At 64.8% G+C, this 16164-nt stretch carries 18 protein-coding genes; 12 read left to right on the plus strand and 6 right to left on the minus strand.

The features are described from left to right. The first annotated feature begins 17 nt into the window (after positions 1 to 17). Genes idi through HMI59_RS19620 form a run of 6 tightly spaced genes read left to right on the plus strand, consistent with a single transcriptional unit; the run spans position 18 to position 5865 of the window. On the plus strand, positions 18 to 566 hold the full coding sequence (idi, locus tag HMI59_RS19595) for an isopentenyl-diphosphate Delta-isomerase (RefSeq protein WP_193592277.1): 549 nt from the start codon (positions 18 to 20) through the stop codon (positions 564 to 566). Beyond that, positions 563 to 1672: a polyprenyl synthetase family protein gene (locus HMI59_RS19600; RefSeq protein WP_193592278.1), complete on the plus strand. Its 1110-nt coding sequence runs from the start codon at positions 563 to 565 to the stop codon at positions 1670 to 1672. Before idi ends, HMI59_RS19600 begins: the two co-directional genes overlap by 4 nt. Further along, on the plus strand, positions 1669 to 2574 hold the full coding sequence (locus tag HMI59_RS19605) for a squalene/phytoene synthase family protein (protein WP_193592279.1): 906 nt from the start codon (positions 1669 to 1671) through the stop codon (positions 2572 to 2574). Before HMI59_RS19600 ends, HMI59_RS19605 begins: the two co-directional genes overlap by 4 nt. Continuing rightward, complete coding sequence (crtI, locus tag HMI59_RS19610; protein WP_166186806.1) at positions 2571 to 4244, plus strand: phytoene desaturase family protein; 1674 nt, start codon at positions 2571 to 2573, stop codon at positions 4242 to 4244. The genes HMI59_RS19605 and crtI overlap by 4 nt, the downstream gene beginning before the upstream one ends. Continuing rightward, on the plus strand, positions 4244 to 4639 hold the full coding sequence (locus tag HMI59_RS19615; RefSeq protein ID WP_166186805.1) for a lycopene cyclase domain-containing protein: 396 nt from the start codon (positions 4244 to 4246) through the stop codon (positions 4637 to 4639). The genes crtI and HMI59_RS19615 overlap by 1 nt, the downstream gene beginning before the upstream one ends. After that, on the plus strand, positions 4636 to 5865 hold the full coding sequence (locus HMI59_RS19620) for a prenyltransferase (RefSeq protein ID WP_193592280.1): 1230 nt from the start codon (positions 4636 to 4638) through the stop codon (positions 5863 to 5865). Before HMI59_RS19615 ends, HMI59_RS19620 begins: the two co-directional genes overlap by 4 nt. Here HMI59_RS19620 and HMI59_RS19625 read toward each other — a convergent pair. After that, positions 5860 to 6426, minus strand: coding sequence for a MarR family winged helix-turn-helix transcriptional regulator (locus tag HMI59_RS19625; protein WP_193592281.1), 567 nt, complete (start codon positions 6424 to 6426; stop codon positions 5860 to 5862). The two genes, HMI59_RS19620 and HMI59_RS19625, sit on opposite strands and share 6 nt — an antisense overlap. Positions 6427 to 6515: 89 nt before the next feature. Here HMI59_RS19625 and HMI59_RS19630 point away from each other — a divergent pair, with 89 nt between their 5' ends. From HMI59_RS19630 to HMI59_RS19645, 4 genes are all read left to right on the plus strand, one after another. Beyond that, positions 6516 to 7352 (plus strand): tryptophan-rich sensory protein, encoded by an 837-nt coding sequence (locus tag HMI59_RS19630; protein ID WP_227471461.1) that lies wholly within the window; start codon positions 6516 to 6518, stop codon positions 7350 to 7352. Positions 7353 to 7393: 41 nt separating this feature from the next. Further along, a complete protein-coding gene (locus HMI59_RS19635) occupies positions 7394 to 8134 on the plus strand; it encodes a GAF and ANTAR domain-containing protein (protein WP_166186802.1) in 741 nt (246 codons plus the stop codon). A gap of 150 nt (positions 8135 to 8284) precedes the next feature. Continuing rightward, positions 8285 to 8788 carry a hypothetical protein gene (locus tag HMI59_RS25800; protein WP_227471462.1) on the plus strand — a complete coding sequence of 168 codons (504 nt, stop codon included), beginning with the start codon at positions 8285 to 8287 and terminating at the stop codon, positions 8786 to 8788. After that, positions 8788 to 9024, plus strand: coding sequence for a hypothetical protein (locus HMI59_RS19645; protein WP_166186801.1), 237 nt, complete (start codon positions 8788 to 8790; stop codon positions 9022 to 9024). Before HMI59_RS25800 ends, HMI59_RS19645 begins: the two co-directional genes overlap by 1 nt. Here the strand turns inward: HMI59_RS19645 and HMI59_RS19650 are convergent. The 4 genes from HMI59_RS19650 to HMI59_RS19665 form a co-directional block, all read right to left on the minus strand. Next, complete coding sequence (locus HMI59_RS19650; protein WP_193592282.1) at positions 8986 to 11346, minus strand: glycoside hydrolase family 65 protein; 2361 nt, start codon at positions 11344 to 11346, stop codon at positions 8986 to 8988. The genes HMI59_RS19645 and HMI59_RS19650 overlap by 39 nt on opposite strands. 30 nt (positions 11347 to 11376) lie before the next feature. After that, positions 11377 to 12102 (minus strand): HAD family phosphatase, encoded by a 726-nt coding sequence (locus HMI59_RS19655; RefSeq protein WP_193592283.1) that lies wholly within the window; start codon positions 12100 to 12102, stop codon positions 11377 to 11379. Positions 12103 to 12116: 14 nt separating this feature from the next. Continuing rightward, positions 12117 to 13157: a LacI family DNA-binding transcriptional regulator gene (locus HMI59_RS19660; protein ID WP_021471227.1), complete on the minus strand. Its 1041-nt coding sequence runs from the start codon at positions 13155 to 13157 to the stop codon at positions 12117 to 12119. A 294-nt stretch (positions 13158 to 13451) separates the two neighbouring features. Continuing rightward, on the minus strand, positions 13452 to 14075 hold the full coding sequence (locus HMI59_RS19665; protein WP_031216152.1) for an alpha/beta hydrolase: 624 nt from the start codon (positions 14073 to 14075) through the stop codon (positions 13452 to 13454). Between the two features lie 26 nt (positions 14076 to 14101). Between HMI59_RS19665 and HMI59_RS19670 the strand changes: the two genes are divergently transcribed. Then, positions 14102 to 14524, plus strand: coding sequence for a helix-turn-helix transcriptional regulator (locus HMI59_RS19670; RefSeq protein ID WP_021471229.1), 423 nt, complete (start codon positions 14102 to 14104; stop codon positions 14522 to 14524). Between the two features lie 48 nt (positions 14525 to 14572). Then, the gene (locus tag HMI59_RS19675; RefSeq protein ID WP_021471230.1) at positions 14573 to 14974 is read left to right on the plus strand and encodes a VOC family protein; all 402 of its coding nucleotides are present in this window, start codon (positions 14573 to 14575) and stop codon (positions 14972 to 14974) included. Positions 14975 to 15013: 39 nt separating this feature from the next. On the opposite strand, the gene HMI59_RS19680 is transcribed toward HMI59_RS19675, so the two are convergent. Next, positions 15014 to 16129, minus strand: coding sequence for a glutamate--cysteine ligase (locus HMI59_RS19680; protein WP_193592284.1), 1116 nt, complete (start codon positions 16127 to 16129; stop codon positions 15014 to 15016). Between the last annotated feature and the right edge of the window lie 35 nt (positions 16130 to 16164).

Genomic DNA, 16164 nt, shown 5'->3' on the forward strand with positions numbered 1-16164 from the left:
TGAAGGAAGGCTCAGGAATGAACACAGTAGAGATGGTGGTCCTTCTAGACGACGCCGGGCGGCACATCGGCGAGGCACGCAAGTCCGAGGTCCACACGACCGACACCCCGCTCCACCTGGCCTTCTCCTGTTACCTCATGAACCACGCGGGTGAGGTCCTGTTGACGCGGCGCTCCCCGGAAAAGAAAGCCTGGCCCGGAATCTGGACCAACAGTTTCTGCGGCCACCCGGGGCCCGGTGAAGAACAAGAAGAGGCCGTGATGCGCAGGGCCCGCTTCGAACTGGGCACCGACGTGACGCGGATTGAGTTGGCGCTCCCCGACTTCCGCTACAGGGCAGTGGACCGCTTTGGCATTGTCGAGAACGAGATCTGCCCCGTCTACACAGCCCTTATACACGGCGAACTGAAGCCCAACCCCACGGAAGTCGCGGACTGGGTCTGGGTGACGCCGGACCTGTTGTCCGGGGCGCTGGAGCACTCCGCCTCCGCATTCAGCCCGTGGCTTGCCATGCAGTTCCCCCAGCTCATAAAGTCCGGGGCCCTCCAGGCCGGAGCGAGGGCATGACTCTCATGGCGAACGTCGTCCGAACCCGCTCACACCTCTGTTCCGCCATCGAAGGCGAACTGACAGGCCTCATATCTACGCGTTCCAACTCGGCCCGGGCCTACGGACCGGAGTTCAGCCGGCTCTGGGACATTGCCGGGGAAAACATCCTCGGTGGGAAATTCGTGCGGCCGTTGCTGCTCGTGGAAACCTACGACGCTTTCGACGAACACGCGCGGGACCGCAACACGGCCATCAGCATTGCAGCCGCGATCGAGCTGCTGCACTACGCGTTCCTCCTGCACGACGATGTGATCGACGGCGACCTCGTCCGCCGCGGCCGCCCGAACCTGGTGGGAGCCCTCCTTGCGGAGGCGGGCCAACTGCCGCCGATGGATCAAAGGCCCGACGCCGGCCGTCCGGACAGCGCCCTGCACTGGGCACAAACCGGTGGCATCCTCATGGGCGACATGCTTCTCGCCGCTACCCACCAGGCTTTCGCCCGTGTGGACCTTCCCCACCCGCTGCGCATCCGGCTCCTGGACCTCTTGGAACACACCATCAACGAAACCGTGGCGGGCGAGCAACTGGACGTGGGACTCGGTGACGGCATCATCGCACCGGAGCTCGAAACCATCCTCACCATGTGCGGCTACAAGACGGCAACGTACACGTTTGAGCTGCCGCTGCGGGCAGCGGCGACCCTTGCCGGCGTCGAACCTTCCGTGGAGTCCGCGCTTGCGACGGCGGGACGGCATCTGGGCCTGGCCTTCCAGCTCCAGGACGACTTCCTTTCAACCTTCGGGGATCCGCGCCGGCACGGCAAGGATCCCTTTTCCGACCTCCGCGAAGGCAAGCAAACCGCCATCATCGCCTACGCCCGGAAAACCAGCGCATGGGCGGAGATCGAGCCATGGTTCGGCCGGCCCGATCTCTGCACCCAGGACGGCGAAAATGTCCGCCGCCGGCTCTCCGAATGCGGCGCGGAGACGTTCGTCCAAGGCCATATCGACCAACAGACGCGGGCGTTCCACGACGTCCTCGCGGACACAACCAACCCCATCCCGGACAAGGTCCGCAACGTCCTGCTGGACCTGGCAGCACAGCTTGAAGGACGGCAATCATGAGCGTCGACGTCGACACTTCCTTTACGCAGTTCACCCGCACGGCCGAGCGTGCGGCCAACCAGGTGATTTCCGCCTACTCCACTTCCTTTGGGCTGGCCACCCGCCTTCTGGGCCCGCGCCACCGGCAGCACGTACGCAACATTTACGCGTTGGTGCGGGTGGCCGATGAACTCGTGGACGGAGTTACCGCCGAGGCTGGCCTGAGCCGACGGCAGCAGAGCGAAGCACTCGACCACTTCGTGGACGAAACACACCGTGCGCTGGAGCTTGGCTACAGCAGCGACCTCATCATCCACGCTTTCGCGCAGACAGCCCGCGCGGCAGGCATCGACGCTTCCCTGGTGGATCCGTTCTTCGCGTCGATGCGCACGGACCTGGGCGGGCAGGATGCTGCCCCGGCTGCACCGCTGCGCTTCGATTCCGCAGCCCACCAGGGGTACGTCTACGGCTCCGCAGAAGTAGTGGGCCTGATGTGCCTGCGCATTTTCATGCGGGGCCAAAGAATCGACGACGCCGATGCCGCCGCACTGGAGTACGGCGCGGGAAGGCTCGGGGCCGCCTTCCAAAACATCAACTTCCTCCGCGACCTCTCCGACGACACCGCCCGGCTCGGCAGGAGCTATCTGGGCACGGCGGACCATCTCGAGGACCGGGACCGGATGGAATGGATCAGCACCATCCACGCCCAACTGGCCGATGCCAACGCCGTCATCCCGCTGTTGCCGCATGACGCCCGTGCCGCCGTCAGGAGCGCCCTGGCCCTCTTTGCCGCGCTCACCCGCCGGCTCGAGCGGACACCCATCGCCGAACTCTACGAATCCCGCGTCCGCGTCCCGGACGTCTTCAAAGCCGGCCTTGCTGCCCGCGCAGTCGCCGCCACGTGGTTGGAGCCCCGCGCATGACTTGCAGCACCAGGACCGTAGTAGTGGGCGGCGGCATCGCCGGCCTTGCCACAGCGACCCTCCTCGCCCGCGAAGGACACGAGGTCCAGCTCCTCGAACGGCTCCCCCGTGTCGGAGGCCGCGCAGGCACCTTGGAGAGGGACGGTTTCCGCTTCGATACCGGCCCCTCCTGGTACCTGATGCCCAATGTGTTCGACCATTTCTTCGAATTGCTGGGCACCAGCACCGAAGAACAGCTTGACCTGCGAACGCTGAGCCCCGCCTACCGCGTCTTCAGCGAACCGCACGACGGCGGCCGTCCGGTCCCGCTGACGGTTCCGTTGGGCAGTGACAAGGTCATGGAAACCTTCGAACGCGTTGAGCCCGGCAGTTCCAAGCAGCTGGCAACGTACCTGGCCTCCGCACGGAACACCTCGGACATGGCGGAGCGGTTCTTCCTCTACAACCCCTTCACCAGGCTGAAGGCCCTGATGCAGCCCGAGGTGGTGCGGAGCCTCCCCGAGCTGGCCAAGTTGCTGGCCATGCCGTTGGAGAAGTTCATCTCAATCCGCTTCCAGGACCCGGTGCTGCGTCAGGTGCTGGGCTACCCCGCGGTCTTCCTGGGGACCAACCCGGCCGATGCTCCCGCCATGTACCACCTGATGAGCGCCTTGGACCTCGGTGATGGCGTCCAGTACCCCATGGGTGGTTTCTGGCACTTGGTGGAACGCCTTGAGGCCCTCGCCCTCGAAGCCGGGGTACGCATCCGGACCGAGGCGCAGGTCCTCCAGATCACCACGCGCGAGGCCCCACCCAAGTCCCGGGAGCGGTTCACCCCGCGCGGACATTTCCAAAGGCCCGCCCCGCTCCGGGTCCGGAAAACCCGCGAGGTTACCGGCGTTAAGTGGCGCGACAGTGAGGGCGGCGAACACTTCAGCGTCGCGGACATCGTGGTCTCCGGAGCCGACCTGCACCACACGGAAACCAAGCTGCTGGACATCCCGGACCGCAGCTACCCCCGCGCCTGGTGGCAGCGGCGCACCAGCGGGCCGGGAGCTGTCCTGGTGATGCTGGGCGTACAGGGCAAACTCCCTGAATTGCCCCACCACTCGCTGTTCTTCACCCGCGATTGGGAGGCCAACTTCTCGGCCATCTTCGGCAAGCCTTCCCGCGTCCCGGATCCCGCTTCCATCTATGTGTGCAAACCCAGCGCAACAGACCCCGGCGTCGCCCCGAAGGACCACGAGAATCTCTTTGTGCTCGTCCCCATTCCCGCTGATCCCTCGCTGGGCGCCGGCGGAGCAGAAGGGGGCGGAGACGCACTCATCGAGGGCATTGCTGATGCCGCAATTGACCAAATCGCGAACTGGGCGGGCATCCCGGATCTCCGCGAGCGCATCGTGGTCCGGCAGACCATAGGGCCCGCCGACTTCGCCAGGGACTACAACTCGTGGCGCGGCGGCATGCTGGGCCCTGCCCACACACTGGGCCAAAGCGCCATGTTCCGGGCCCAGAACGCGTCCAAGAAGGTCAACGGCCTCTACTACGCCGGTGCCACCACGGCTCCCGGCGTCGGTGTCCCCATGTGCCTCATCAGCGCCGAGCTGGTCCTCAAGAGGATCCGCGGCGATCACAGCCCCGGACCAACCCGGGTGCAGCATCCTGCCTGGGTTTCAGGCAAGGTGGGCTGATGGGAGTCATCTATCTGGCATCGCTTCTTGCCGGCATCGTTTGCATGCTGCTGCTGGACCACCGTTTCCGGCTCTTCTTTTGGCGTGACGCCAAAGCGGCAACGGTGGTCACCGCCGTCGGGCTGGCGTTCTTCCTGGCCTGGGACGTTGCCGGAATCGGGCTGGGGATTTTCCTGCGTGGAGAAAGTGCCATTGCCACCGGCATCCTGCTTGCCCCCGAGCTTCCCCTTGAAGAGCCCGTATTCCTCCTCTTCCTCATCCTGTGCACCATGGTCCTCTTTACGGGTGCGCGGGAGGTCCTGGCGCGGGCGGCGGACCGGAAACGAAAGGGCGGCGCGTCAGCAGCCGCAGGCTCTTCGCACGGAAAGCCGGCGCGCGAACGGGAGAACGCATGACGTACTTGTGGCTCGCCCTCGCCTTCGTAGCTGCTGCCGCGGTGGCAGGAGTCGCGTTTGCCCGGGGCGCCGGCCGCCGGCATTGGCAGGCCACGGGTATCGCCTTCGCCGCTTTGGCCGTGCTCACGGCGGTGTTCGACTCCGTCATGATCGGCATGGATTTGTTCCACTACGATTCCCGGCACCTGCTTGGCGCAAGCATCGGGCTGGCGCCTGTTGAAGACTTCGCTTATCCGCTGGCCGGCGTGTTGGCCCTTCCCGGCTTGTGGGCCTGGATGACGCGACGCAGGCCAACACCGGACGGAGGCAACTCAATCAAGCAGCACCCGGGTGCCAAAGCCGAGTCCGCCGGAGGGCTCACGGGGCTGCTCCCCGAGGCCTTCGTCGCGTCCCGGCCCATCAGCTGGATCAACACCGCCTACCCGTTCGCCGCGGCCATGCTGCTGACCACCCGCGAGGTCGATTGGGTCCTCATAGTGGGCACGTTCTACTTCCTGGTTCCCTACAACCTGGCCATGTACGGCATCAATGACGTCTTCGACTACGCCTCGGACCTGAAGAATCCACGAAAAGGCGGAATCGAGGGTGCCCTCCTTGCGCCGCGGCTGCACCGGCCCATGCTGTGGCTCGCGGCCGTCAGCAACGTCCCGTTCCTGGTGGTCCTCGCTGCCGCAGGCGGCCCGGCCTCGTGGCTGCCGTTGCTGGTGAGCGCCTTCGCGGTGGTTGCCTACTCGGCGGCAGGGCTGAGGTTCAAGGAACGCCCCGTGCTGGATTCCATCACGTCCAGCACCCACTTTGTGAGCCCGGCAGTGGTGGGGCTGGCTATCGCCGGAGCCACCGTCACGCCCGGCTTGGTCATCCTGCTGGCAGCATTCTTCATGTGGGGCATGGCCGCCCACGCATTCGGCGCCGTGCAGGACATTGAACCGGACCGGCAGGCCGATATCGCTTCGATCGCCACGGTCTTCGGTGCCCGGCGAACCGTGCGTACCGCCGTCGTGCTGTGGCTGCTTGCCGGTCTTGCCATGCTGGCCACCCCCTGGCCCGGGCCGCTGGCGGCCCTGATCGCCATCCCCTACATCGTCAATTGCGCCCGCTGGTGGAACGTGACGGATACGACGGCGGCCCGCACCAATGTGGCCTGGCGGCGGTTCATTTGGCTCAATTACGGCTCGGGTTTCCTGGTGACGCTGATCCTCATCCTCCAGTGGAGCCTCACGTCATGAAGGCTGTGAATCCCCCGCTGCGGCACCCGGTTCCCCGCGACCGGCCCCGCCATCCACTGTGTTCTCGTCGTCGACTGTGTCCAGGGCTTGGCGCATATCCCGCAGGAAAGCCGTCACCACGGCAGCTTCCTCCGGGCTCAGCGCGCTTGCCACGTCCATCATGCGGCGGTGCATGCCGCCCAGCGTATGCCGGACTTCCTGGTCCGAAGCCGGAGTGGCCCGGAGGATCAGTGCCCGCCGGTCGGTCGGATGCGGTTCGCGGCGGATGTGGCCGGACTCCACGAGGCGGTCAATCAGGGTGGTCATGGACGCCGAAGTTATCCCGAGCCGCTCGCCCAAATCCTTCGGCTTCATTACGCGGCCGTCGGCCTCGGCCTCGAAGAGGTAACGCAGGGCCAGCAGGTCCTTTTCGCCCATCAGCATGGATGAACGCGTCCGGCGCCGCATGGCCTGCTCGGACACCCTGTAGTCGCGCAGGGCGTTCAGCACGTCTACGGCCATTTCCTTCTGCACCGGGTCTTTTCCGTACCAATAACCCTTCGCGTGGTGGTCCGCGTCCATCCTGTGTTTCCTTCGATCAGCTTGAAGCTCGTTTCCCTAGCATCTGATACTAAGTCCCGGCACGTGCCGGAAGGAAAGAGGCTGACAGAGTGAATATTCCAGAATCCACCGATTCGACGGCCCGGAATGACCTCGCGCGCCAGGTTTTTGTGACCCTGAGCCTGGTGGTCTGCGTTGTTGGCTCCATGATCGGCGTCGGAGTTTTTGGCGGAACTCCCATCGCCCAAGCGGCGGGCGGCGCCCTCAGCGCGGACTCCACGTTGCTTGCGCCGGCCACGCCTGCATTCTCCATCTGGTCCGTGATCTACACAGGGCTGGTGGCCTACACGGCATGGCAGTGGCTGCCTTCGCAGAAGAGCAATCCACGCGAACGGTCCCTGGGCTGGGTGGTTGCTTGCTCCATGCTGCTGAACGCCGCGTGGATCCTGTCGGTCCAGGCGGGTTGGCTGCCGGTCAGCGTGCTGGTGATCGTTGCCCTGCTGGTGGTTTTGGTGGTCGCTTTCCGGCGCTACATTTCCCGGCGGCCCGCGTCAGTACCGGAGGCGGTGGTGGTTGACGGAACCCTCGGCCTGTACCTTGGCTGGGCGAGCGTGGCCGTCTGCGCGAACATTGCCGCCGCCCTGAAGGCCGCCGGCTTCTCCGGTTTCGGTTGGCGACCGGAAGTCTGGTCCATCGCCGTGCTGGTGGTCGTGGCCGCCGTCGGAATCGCTGTGGCCATCAAAGGTGAGGGTCGGCTGGCACTGGCAGCCGCCATCGCGTGGGGGCTGGCTTGGATTACTGTAGGCAGGAGCGCGGATTCTCCCGAGTCCGCACCGACGGCCATAGCTGCAGCCGCCGCCGCAGCCGCCGTCCTGGGAGCCGCGATCGTTGTGCGGACCCGTTCCATGACAGCCCTTGCGCGTGTGCGCAGCGGGCAGGAAAGGTAGTTCGCTTGTTAGGTGAGGGGCAGGCTCCTACATTTGGAGCCATGAGTGACCAAGAGAGGTCCGACGACTTCGAACAACTGGTGGACCTTATCTCCGGCACGGAAGACATCAAGGAATTCCTGGATGGCCTGACCAACTTCTCGGCCGACATGATGAGGCGCGCCACCGGAGTGGACATCGAGTGCGCCGTGACGCTGCGCCGCCGCAAGCGCACAGCGACCATCGGCGGCAACAGCGAACGCGCCATCATCCTTGACCGCATTGAACAACGCCTTGGCGAGGGCCCTTGCGTGGATGCACTGGAATCCGGCGAGCCGAAGGTCCTGGAGGACGCGCACAAGGATCCGCGGTGGCCCGTGTACGCGCAGGAGCTGCTCGCCGAAGGCATCAGCAGCGCGCTGGGTGTGCCCATGGAACTGGGGGATGACTCCAGTGCGGTCCTGAACTTCTTCGCTCCCAGGCCCGGGGTCTTCACCACCAAGGCGATCGCCGACGCGGTCCTCTTCGTCAAGATGTCCAGCAAGGCACTCCACCTTGCCGTCCGGATGGCAGCCTCCAACCAACGCGGCGACGACCTCCAGTCGGCCATGCAGAGCAGGACCGTCATTGACCTTGCGTGCGGCATCATCATGTCGCAAAACCGGTGCTCACACGACGAGGCTTTTTTGATCCTCCGGCGTGCTTCCGGCAGCGGGAACCGCAAACTGCGCGACGTGGCCCAGGCAATCGTTGACAGGGTTGCCGGGACGCCGCAGACCAACAGCACATATTTCGACGAGTAATCAGCAAGGCGAGTAGTCAGTAAGCTGGGTATTATAAACTCGTTTTACGAACTTTTTCATAATCATTGAATGACATAACTCACATTCTGTAAGCTACTTTTCATAGTCACGCAGCCGGCTTCCTTCGCTCTACTTTTCGGGGAGGTCCGTATGGCCCCCAACACCGTCAAAACCACCTACTCGCATGGCGTAGCGCCGTTCGCGGCCCCCATTGCTCGACGAGGAGCATCAAGGCCGCACGACCTGCCCAACAAACCCGACGCGCTCCTTGGCGCCATCGCGGTCCGCCAACTATTCCGGCGTTGGCCGCTGGTCCCGACGAGGGAATTGGAACGCATCCGCCACGTCCTGGTCCATTGCGACCAATTGGGCTCGGCGGACTCGCACCATCTCTCCGAACCTGCCAAAGCGCTGCTGGAGCTCATCTCATCGGAGCTCGACCGCCGCAGGAACGCCGCGATGGCGGCCCATCCCGCAAGTGGCAGGCTGCGGGCCGCACGCACGGAAACGCCGACTCTCCCCGCAAGGCGGGAGTCGACAGCAAGGCGGGAGTCGACTGCACGGCGGGAGTCCCCTGCCGCGCGGGAGTCGCCGCCCCGGCAGTCACCGGAACGGCAGGAGTCACCGGAGCGGCGAGAGGGGAGCGCCGCCTGATGGCAGGACATTTTGAACTGATCGATGCCGCCGGCGGCGACTGTCGCGTACGTCTGGTGGACGCGGACGGCATCGAACTGGCCCTGTCCATGTGCTTCCATGACAAGGACTCCGCAGCCAAGGGGATCTATTCGCTACGGGAAATCGCGGCCAGTGGCCTCATCGAGGACCACACCCGGCCGGCCCCGGCGGCACCGCTACTGCCCCACGATCGGGAGTCCCGCCGTCGGGAATGAACTCGGGAAGATCGACGGCGGCGGCACGGGGACCGCATCCAGCGGTACCGTGACCGTCGTCGTGCCCACCTGGACGTCCTGGTTGCGGACGTTGACCGGCAACGGTTCCTGGCTGTAGTCAGGTCCGGGGACCAAGGTCAGCGCGATTGATCCTTGGGAGAGTTCCACGGACAACAGGCGCCCTTGGACCTTGAGCCGGAACGCCAGGCCATCCCATTCCGTTGGCAGGCGCGGATCGAAGCGCAGCACCTCGCCTTGGTCCCGCATGCCCGCGAAACCGCACACCAGCGAACTCCAAATGCCACCGGTCGACGCGATGTGGACGCCGTCGATGGTGTTGCCGTGGGAGTTATCCAGGTCGATGAACAACGCTTCCGTGAAGTGCTTCAGCGCCACGTCGCCGTAACCCACCTCGGCCGCCATGATGCCCTGCACGCAAGCGGACAGGGTGGAGTCGCCAGTAGTGATGGGATCGTAGAAGTCGAACGCCCGCTGCTTCTCCTCAGCGGAGAAGTCCTGCCACTGGAGGAACATGGCCAGGACCGTATCGGCCTGCTTGAGGACCTGGTGGCGGTAGATGACCAACGGGTGGAAGTTCAGCAGGAGCGGGTACTTGGACTTGGGGGTGTTCCAGTCCCAGGGCTCCAGTGTCATGAAGTCGTTGTCCTGGCTGTGGACTTGCAGGTGAGGATCGTACGGCAGTGACATGCGTTCCGCGGCCTGCCGCCACACCAGGCGCTCGGTATCGGCGATGCCCTCATGCTCGAGGGCCGCTGCCGCACGCAGGTTGAAGCGCGCCATGACGTTTGTGTAGAGGTTGTCATTCACCACGGCCGTGTACTCGTCCGGGCCCGTCACGCCATGGATGTGGAACAAACCGTCCTTGCCGAAGAAGCCCAGCGACGCCCACATGCGGGCCGTCTCGATGAGGAGGTCGGCGCCCACCTCGGCTTCGAAGGCCGCATCCCCGCTGGCCCACTCATAGCGGTTGGCCGCGAAAGCGATGGCGGCGGCAATGTGAAACTGTGCCGTTCCCGCGGCGTAATAGGCGCTGGCTTCCAGTCCGTTGATGGTCCGCCACGGGAAAAGGGCTCCGTCCACGCTTAGCTCCTTGGCCCGGATACGGGCGTCGGGAAGCATGGCATGCCTGGACTCAAGGACTTTCCGGGCACCGGTCGGGTTGGTGTAGGTGAGGTAGGGCAGGAGGTAGACCTCCTGGTCCCAGAAGTAGTGGCCCTCGTAGCCCGAACCGCTGACGCCCTTGGCCGGGATGCCTGCCACACCGGCACGCGCCGTGGCCTGGGAGAGCTGGAACAGTGCCCAACGGACTGCCTGCTGGAGTTCAGGTTGTCCGCCGATCGCAACATCCGCGGTGGTCCAGTACGTGTTGTAGTGGGCCTGGCTCTGGGCCAGGATGTCGGAAAACGGCACCAGGTTTGCTTCCGCTTCCGCGGCCAGGCTCTCGCCACGGTCTTCGGCGTCGTCCGCGGAACCGGCCACGACGTAACTGACCGTCTTCTCCAAACGGAACGGCCCGCCGCCGGTAATGGCCAGCACGTAACGCACCGAGGACTCGTCCTCGGCCACTACGGTCTCGAACGGCTGCTCGGGCGAGGAAATCCAGTGGTCCACTGCCATGGCCACGCGCTGCCGGGACTCGGAGGTCTCCCACGCCAGGCGCAGCGAGCCATCGGCCCCGTGCAGGTGCAGGGGAAGGAGCACGCGGCCGGCGTGCCGTCCGGAACGCCGGGGATCGTGGACCGAATGGTCCTCCACGGGCTGGTCCTGGCGGTTCACGACGGCGGATGTGATGTCCGCGGACACGTCACGGTCCGCAGTTATGGACAGTTCAAGCCCGAGGCAGCCGCGGGAATCGAACCCCACAGCGCGCCGCTCCACGGTGGTGACCACTGCGCCGGAGCGGCAGGCCCACGTGGTTGATTCCTCGTAGACACCCGTGGAGAAGTCGATGCTCCGGTGGTAGTCCAGCACTGTGGATTCGGACAGGCTCAGGGCTTCGCCGTCGATTGTCACCGTGAAGTTGTTGGCGTCCGGGACGTACACGATGCGCTGGCCGGTGCGGGCAAAGCCGTACGCGTTTTCCGCGTGCTTGATGTCCCAAATCTCATGGAACCCGTTGATGAACGTACCCGGGAGTTCGCCGTCCCCGCGCGTGGAGTGCGCGCCGCGCACACCCAAGTGGCCGTTGCCGAGCGCAAAAAGCGTCTCCAGCGTCCCTTCGTCACCGGGGACGTGGATGTTTTCCACGAGCTTCCACGGTTCACACGGGAAGCGCAGCCGGTCGGAGCTGATCAGTGCCATGGGCTGTTGAATTCCTTCGAAAAAGTAGGGTTAGAGAAGATCATCGAGGTCGTCGACCACCAAGGTGGCACCAGCATCCAGCAGCGTCTGCCGGCCCGCCCCGCGGTCCACGCCGATCACCGACATGAAGTTCCCGGCCTTGCCGGCCTGCACTCCGGAGACGGCATCCTCCACCACGATGCATTCCTCCGTGGGAACACCCAGCAGCGAGGCGGCATAGGTGAATGTTGCGGGGTCCGGCTTTCCGGGAAGCCCGACGGCGGCGGCAACCTGCCCGTCAACCACCACCTCGAAGTGGTGGTCAAGCCCCGCGGCCTTCAAGACTGCCGGTGCGTTGCGGGAGGACGAAACCACCGCCACCTTCAGGCCTAGTTCCAGTGCTGCATTGATGAATTTGACCGACCCCGGGTAGGGCTCCACGCCGCGCGTGTCCACGATCTGGTTGAAGATCGCGTTCTTACGGTTGCCCAGGCCCTGCACGGTCTCGTTCGTGGGGGCATCGTCTGCCGGTCCCTCCGGCAGGGTGATGCCGCGGGAGGTCAGGAAGTCCCTGACGCCGTCGAAGCGCGGCTTCCCGTCAATGTGGTCGAAGTAGTCGCCCTCCCGGTAGCCGTCGGGGTGGCCGGCCTCGGCAAGGTAGCCGTCGAAGAGTTCCTGCCACGCCTGTTCGTGCACCACGGCAGTGGGCGTCAGCACGCCGTCGAGGTCGAACAGCAGCGCCGAAGCGCCGGTCCAGGCAGTACGAAGATCAGTCATGTGCGTTTTCCGTTTCAGCGCCGGTGGCGCGTGGTCTTGCGTTCGATGAGCTTGGTGTCGAGGAGGTGGGTTGCAGGTTGGTTGGGGGTATCTGTATTCAAAAGTCGCTCGCAGAGCAGGTTGGCCGCGAAGGCGCCTTGGTCTGCAACGGGCTGGGCCACGGTGCTCAGGCCAAGGAACCAACTCATGGGGTGATCGTCAATGCCGATCACGGACATGTTCTTCGGCACGGAGAAGCCGTGTTCGCGCAACGCCATCAACGCGCCGAACGCCGCCTCGTCGCAGTGGGCGAACACCGCGGTTGGCTTTGCACCCCGTGCAATGAGCTCGGTCATGGCCCGCCGGCCGTCGTCTATGCCGGGAGCACAGGCAACCACCAGGTCCGGGTGGACGGTGAGGTGGTGGTCATCCAAGGCACGGCTGAAACCACGGAACCTCGCTGTTGTTGCCTGTTGTCCGCGTCCTGCCGGCTGTGCCGGAGCGACGTCGCTGAGGACGGGTTCGGTATTCGTGAGAACCGCCAAGTCCCAGTGACCCAGCTCCAGCAGGTGTGACGTTGCCTGCCAGGCCGCATGTTCGTCGTCGATTCCAACATTGTCCCACGGAACATTCCGCAGGCCGACGCTGGCCACTGCCAGCCCCGAAGCTTCCAAGGCTTCCACCTCGGAGGGGTCCAGGTCAACATTAAGCAGCAGCACGCCGTCGACTCTTTGCGCCAGTGACTCGAGCCGGCCGAACACCTGCTGTTTCACTGTCTTCTTGTTCCGGAGGCTGATCAGCATGGTGTCATAGCCGCTGTCGCCGAATACTTCTTCTGCTGCTTCCACTGCCTGGGAAAAGAACCACGTGGTGGCGGTGGGAGCAATGATGGCTACGGATCCTGTGCTGCCGCCGGCCAGCCGCGAAGCAGCAGCCGAGGCCTTGAATCCGAGCTTGCTGGCGGCTTCCGCCACCTGCCGTTGGGCCTTCTCCGAAACGTTGGGGAGATTCCGGAGTGCCCGGGAGACGGTGCAGATGGACAGTCCGGAGAGGACTGCCACGTCCTGGATGGTCACCCTGTGAGTCCTAACCATGCAACACGGCCTCAACCCTTTCCATGCTTGAGCAACACCTTGCGGGGCGGCGCCGTCGGCCACCGCAGCCAAAAGTGTAAGCGCTTACAATTTTGTCATTCAACACTGTGTGGTCCAACATCGGAATGTGACGCGAATCTCACGGAAAGCTTGATTCAAGGCCGCGGGTGACGTCTAATCCCCCGGCCCACCTAACCCTCCCCCTCCCAACTGGGTCGCATTTGTGCGCGTTTTGAGGGCTCAGAACGCGCACAAATGCGACCCAGTTGGGCCGGTTTAGCGGGGGCCGAGGACGTAATACCGCAGGAAGGCGCCCACATCCACCAGTTCAGCGGGCTCGATCCTGTGCCCCATCCCGGGATACGTCCGGGCCGTAAGGGCGGTGTTGGCGTTGAGCCAGCCGTCCGTGTGTTCGATCGCTTCGTCATTGATCACGGGGTCGGCCTTGTCCCTGCCCCAGAAGAAGGGCGGCGGGGCATCGAAGGATTCGCTGAGGGCCAGGAGGTCGTTGTCCAGCACAAAGCCGGAGAGCCCAACCGTAGCCACGAATTGCTCCGGCTTCAGGCGCAGGAGGGTGCTGGCCATGGCCATGCCTTGGGAATACCCCAGGAGGCTCACGCTGCTGTGGTTGTTCCGGACGGTGTTGATCCAGTCGAACACCCTGTTGGTGGAGGAGATAACGTCCGCGAAGTCATTGGTCAGGAAGTAGTCCAGCAGGAACCATCCGTAGTGGTCGCCAATGACTTTGGGTCCGCGCAAGGCAACGCAGGTGAACTCTTGCGGCAGGTGCGGGAAGAGCGCCGCCATCCGTTCCTCGCTGGTGCCGTAACCGTGCAGCATCACCAACAACGGCGTACCCGCGCGCTCGTTTTCCGGCTTCGACCAAACCACTGAATCCATGGGCATGAGCCTAGTAGACTGACCGCATGACTCCGCAGGAACTGGCCAACCTGGCCCACTTGCGGCGGGCCCGCGACTTCATCGATCGCGAGTACGCGCGGCCGTTGGACGTTCCCACCATGGCAGCCGGCGCCCTCATGTCGCCGGCCCACTTCTCGCGCCAGTTCAAAGCCGCTTATGGGGAATCGCCGTACAACTACCTCATGACCCGGCGCATTGAGCGGGCCATGGCGCTCCTCCGTGCCGGTGCCACCGTCACCGACGCCTGTATGGAGGTTGGCTGTACGTCCCTTGGTTCCTTCAGCTCGCGTTTCACCGAAATCGTGGGAATGCCGCCCAGCGAGTACCGGGCACTGGAACACGAGGCCGTGAAAGCCATGCCAAACTGCATCGCAAAGCAGCACACACGCCCGGCCAGGAACCCTCCTGCAGCAGCCCTCAAAAGCTGAGCAGGATCGAAGAAGCACGGCGTTCGCGGCTGCAATAGCGTGGGCCTCATGAACATTTCCCTGAAGTACGCACATGTCACTGTCACTGATATCGACGAGTCCCTGGCGTTCTACCGTGACGCTTTGGGCCTGCAGGTGAGGAACGACGTCGGCTCCGACGGGCAGCGCTGGGTGACCCTTGGCAGCGACGCGCAGCCGGACTTGGAGCTGGTCCTCTCGCCCCCGCATGCCGGCCGCTCCCAGGCCGACGGCGATGCCATCCAGGAACTCCTCACCAAGGGCGTCATGCCCATGCTGGTCTTCACCACCGATGACCTCGATGGCACGTTCGAGAAGCTCCGCGCGTCCGGCGCGGAAGTCCTGCAGGAGCCCATCGACCAGCCGTGGGGTCCCCGCGACTGCGCGTTCCGCGACCCCTCTGGAAACCTGATCCGCTTCAACCAGGGCTAGGAATCCGCGTCCGCTGGGGCATCCGGTGGAGGCCGTCGGTCACCCGGTGAGGAGGCCGGCGTCGGGCACTCCGTACCGGTGCGTGGAATTAATCGCTTCCGTGACGACGTCGGCCAGCCGCAGCCCGCGGGCGTAGGCCTTTCGCTGGAGCCGCTCACCCGTTCCGCGCCGGAGTATCGCCGACACTCCGGCGCGCGCGGGTTCGAGGTCGCCCGCGTCCGCGAGCGCCTCGTGGACGTGCGCCAGCAGCGCTTCGAGCACTTCGGCTGCCGGGGACGGACGCAGTTCCGCGGGATGCAGCAAGTGGTTTTCAACCCCAAAGCGGCTGGAGCGCCAGTTGGCCATGCGCAGCACGCTGGTGAGAACGCCCGACGGCGGAACCCCCTCGCGCCATTGCCTCGCCGACGTCTCGACCAAGGCCCGTGCAAGGACGGCAATGGTCAGCGCGTCTTCGGCGTAAAGGCACACATCGGCGATCCGCAGCTCGACAGTCGGGTGTCCGCGCGAAAGCCGCGCGTCGAAGTAGATCATGCCCTCGTCCAGAGGCACGCCCGTTTTGAGCAGCTCCTCCAGCACGGACCTGTAACCGTGCTCGGAACCGAAGACGTCCATGGGGCCGGCAGTTGGCCACCTGTTCCAGATCTGGGTGCGGTAGCTGGCAAACCCAGTATCGACGCCCATCCAGAACGGGGAGTTGGCGCTGAGGGCGAGCAGCACGGGCAACCAGTGCCGCATGCGGTCAAGGACAGCTACGCCTTCTTCGGGGTTTTCGATGGCAACATGCACGTGGAAGCCGCAGGTGAGCTGCTCCCTGGAGACCAGCCCGAACTCCGTTCCCATGGTGGCGTACCGCTGGTTTCCCAGGGTGGGCGTCGCATGGAATACCGGCGGCGTTGCCAGGGCCGCAACGCGGGCGCCCAGGGTCCGGGCGGCAGAATCCGCGAGCGCCCGGCCAAGGTGGATCTCCTCGCGCAACTGAACGGCCGAGGAACATGGGCGGGAGTTCACCTCAATCTGTTCCTGTTTAAACTCCGATTTGAGCGAGGGCCCGTCATCGGGTCCTGTGGTCTCGAGGATTCCGTTGGCAAGGGCCAGCGGAATCCCGTCCACAGGATCGGCAATGAGCAACTCTTCCTCTACGCCGAACGTACGCATGGCCACCCCTCCCCACCGGATACGTCTATCGAGCC

It is taken from the genome of Paenarthrobacter sp. YJN-5 (assembly GCF_015040095.1).
GTDB lineage: Bacteria > Actinomycetota > Actinomycetes > Actinomycetales > Micrococcaceae > Arthrobacter > Arthrobacter ureafaciens.

Bases quoted from the DNA above. Each gene is read 5' to 3' on its own strand.
- idi (WP_193592277.1), top strand. From the start codon at position 18: ATGAACACAGTAGAGATGGTGGTCCTTCTAGACGACGCCGGGCGGCAC.
- HMI59_RS19600 (WP_193592278.1), top strand. From the start codon at position 563: ATGACTCTCATGGCGAACGTCGTCCGAACCCGCTCACACCTCTGTTCC.
- HMI59_RS19605 (WP_193592279.1), top strand. From the start codon at position 1,669: ATGAGCGTCGACGTCGACACTTCCTTTACGCAGTTCACCCGCACGGCC.
- crtI (WP_166186806.1), top strand. From the start codon at position 2,571: ATGACTTGCAGCACCAGGACCGTAGTAGTGGGCGGCGGCATCGCCGGC.
- HMI59_RS19615 (WP_166186805.1), top strand. From the start codon at position 4,244: ATGGGAGTCATCTATCTGGCATCGCTTCTTGCCGGCATCGTTTGCATG.
- HMI59_RS19620 (WP_193592280.1), top strand. From the start codon at position 4,636: ATGACGTACTTGTGGCTCGCCCTCGCCTTCGTAGCTGCTGCCGCGGTG.
- HMI59_RS19625 (WP_193592281.1), bottom strand. From the start codon at position 6,426: ATGGACGCGGACCACCACGCGAAGGGTTATTGGTACGGAAAAGACCCG.
- HMI59_RS19635 (WP_166186802.1), top strand. From the start codon at position 7,394: ATGAGTGACCAAGAGAGGTCCGACGACTTCGAACAACTGGTGGACCTT.
- HMI59_RS25800 (WP_227471462.1), top strand. From the start codon at position 8,285: ATGGCCCCCAACACCGTCAAAACCACCTACTCGCATGGCGTAGCGCCG.
- HMI59_RS19645 (WP_166186801.1), top strand. From the start codon at position 8,788: ATGGCAGGACATTTTGAACTGATCGATGCCGCCGGCGGCGACTGTCGC.
- HMI59_RS19650 (WP_193592282.1), bottom strand. From the start codon at position 11,346: ATGGCACTGATCAGCTCCGACCGGCTGCGCTTCCCGTGTGAACCGTGG.
- HMI59_RS19655 (WP_193592283.1), bottom strand. From the start codon at position 12,102: ATGACTGATCTTCGTACTGCCTGGACCGGCGCTTCGGCGCTGCTGTTC.
- HMI59_RS19665 (WP_031216152.1), bottom strand. From the start codon at position 14,075: ATGGATTCAGTGGTTTGGTCGAAGCCGGAAAACGAGCGCGCGGGTACG.
- HMI59_RS19670 (WP_021471229.1), top strand. From the start codon at position 14,102: ATGACTCCGCAGGAACTGGCCAACCTGGCCCACTTGCGGCGGGCCCGC.
- HMI59_RS19675 (WP_021471230.1), top strand. From the start codon at position 14,573: ATGAACATTTCCCTGAAGTACGCACATGTCACTGTCACTGATATCGAC.
- HMI59_RS19680 (WP_193592284.1), bottom strand. From the start codon at position 16,129: ATGCGTACGTTCGGCGTAGAGGAAGAGTTGCTCATTGCCGATCCTGTG.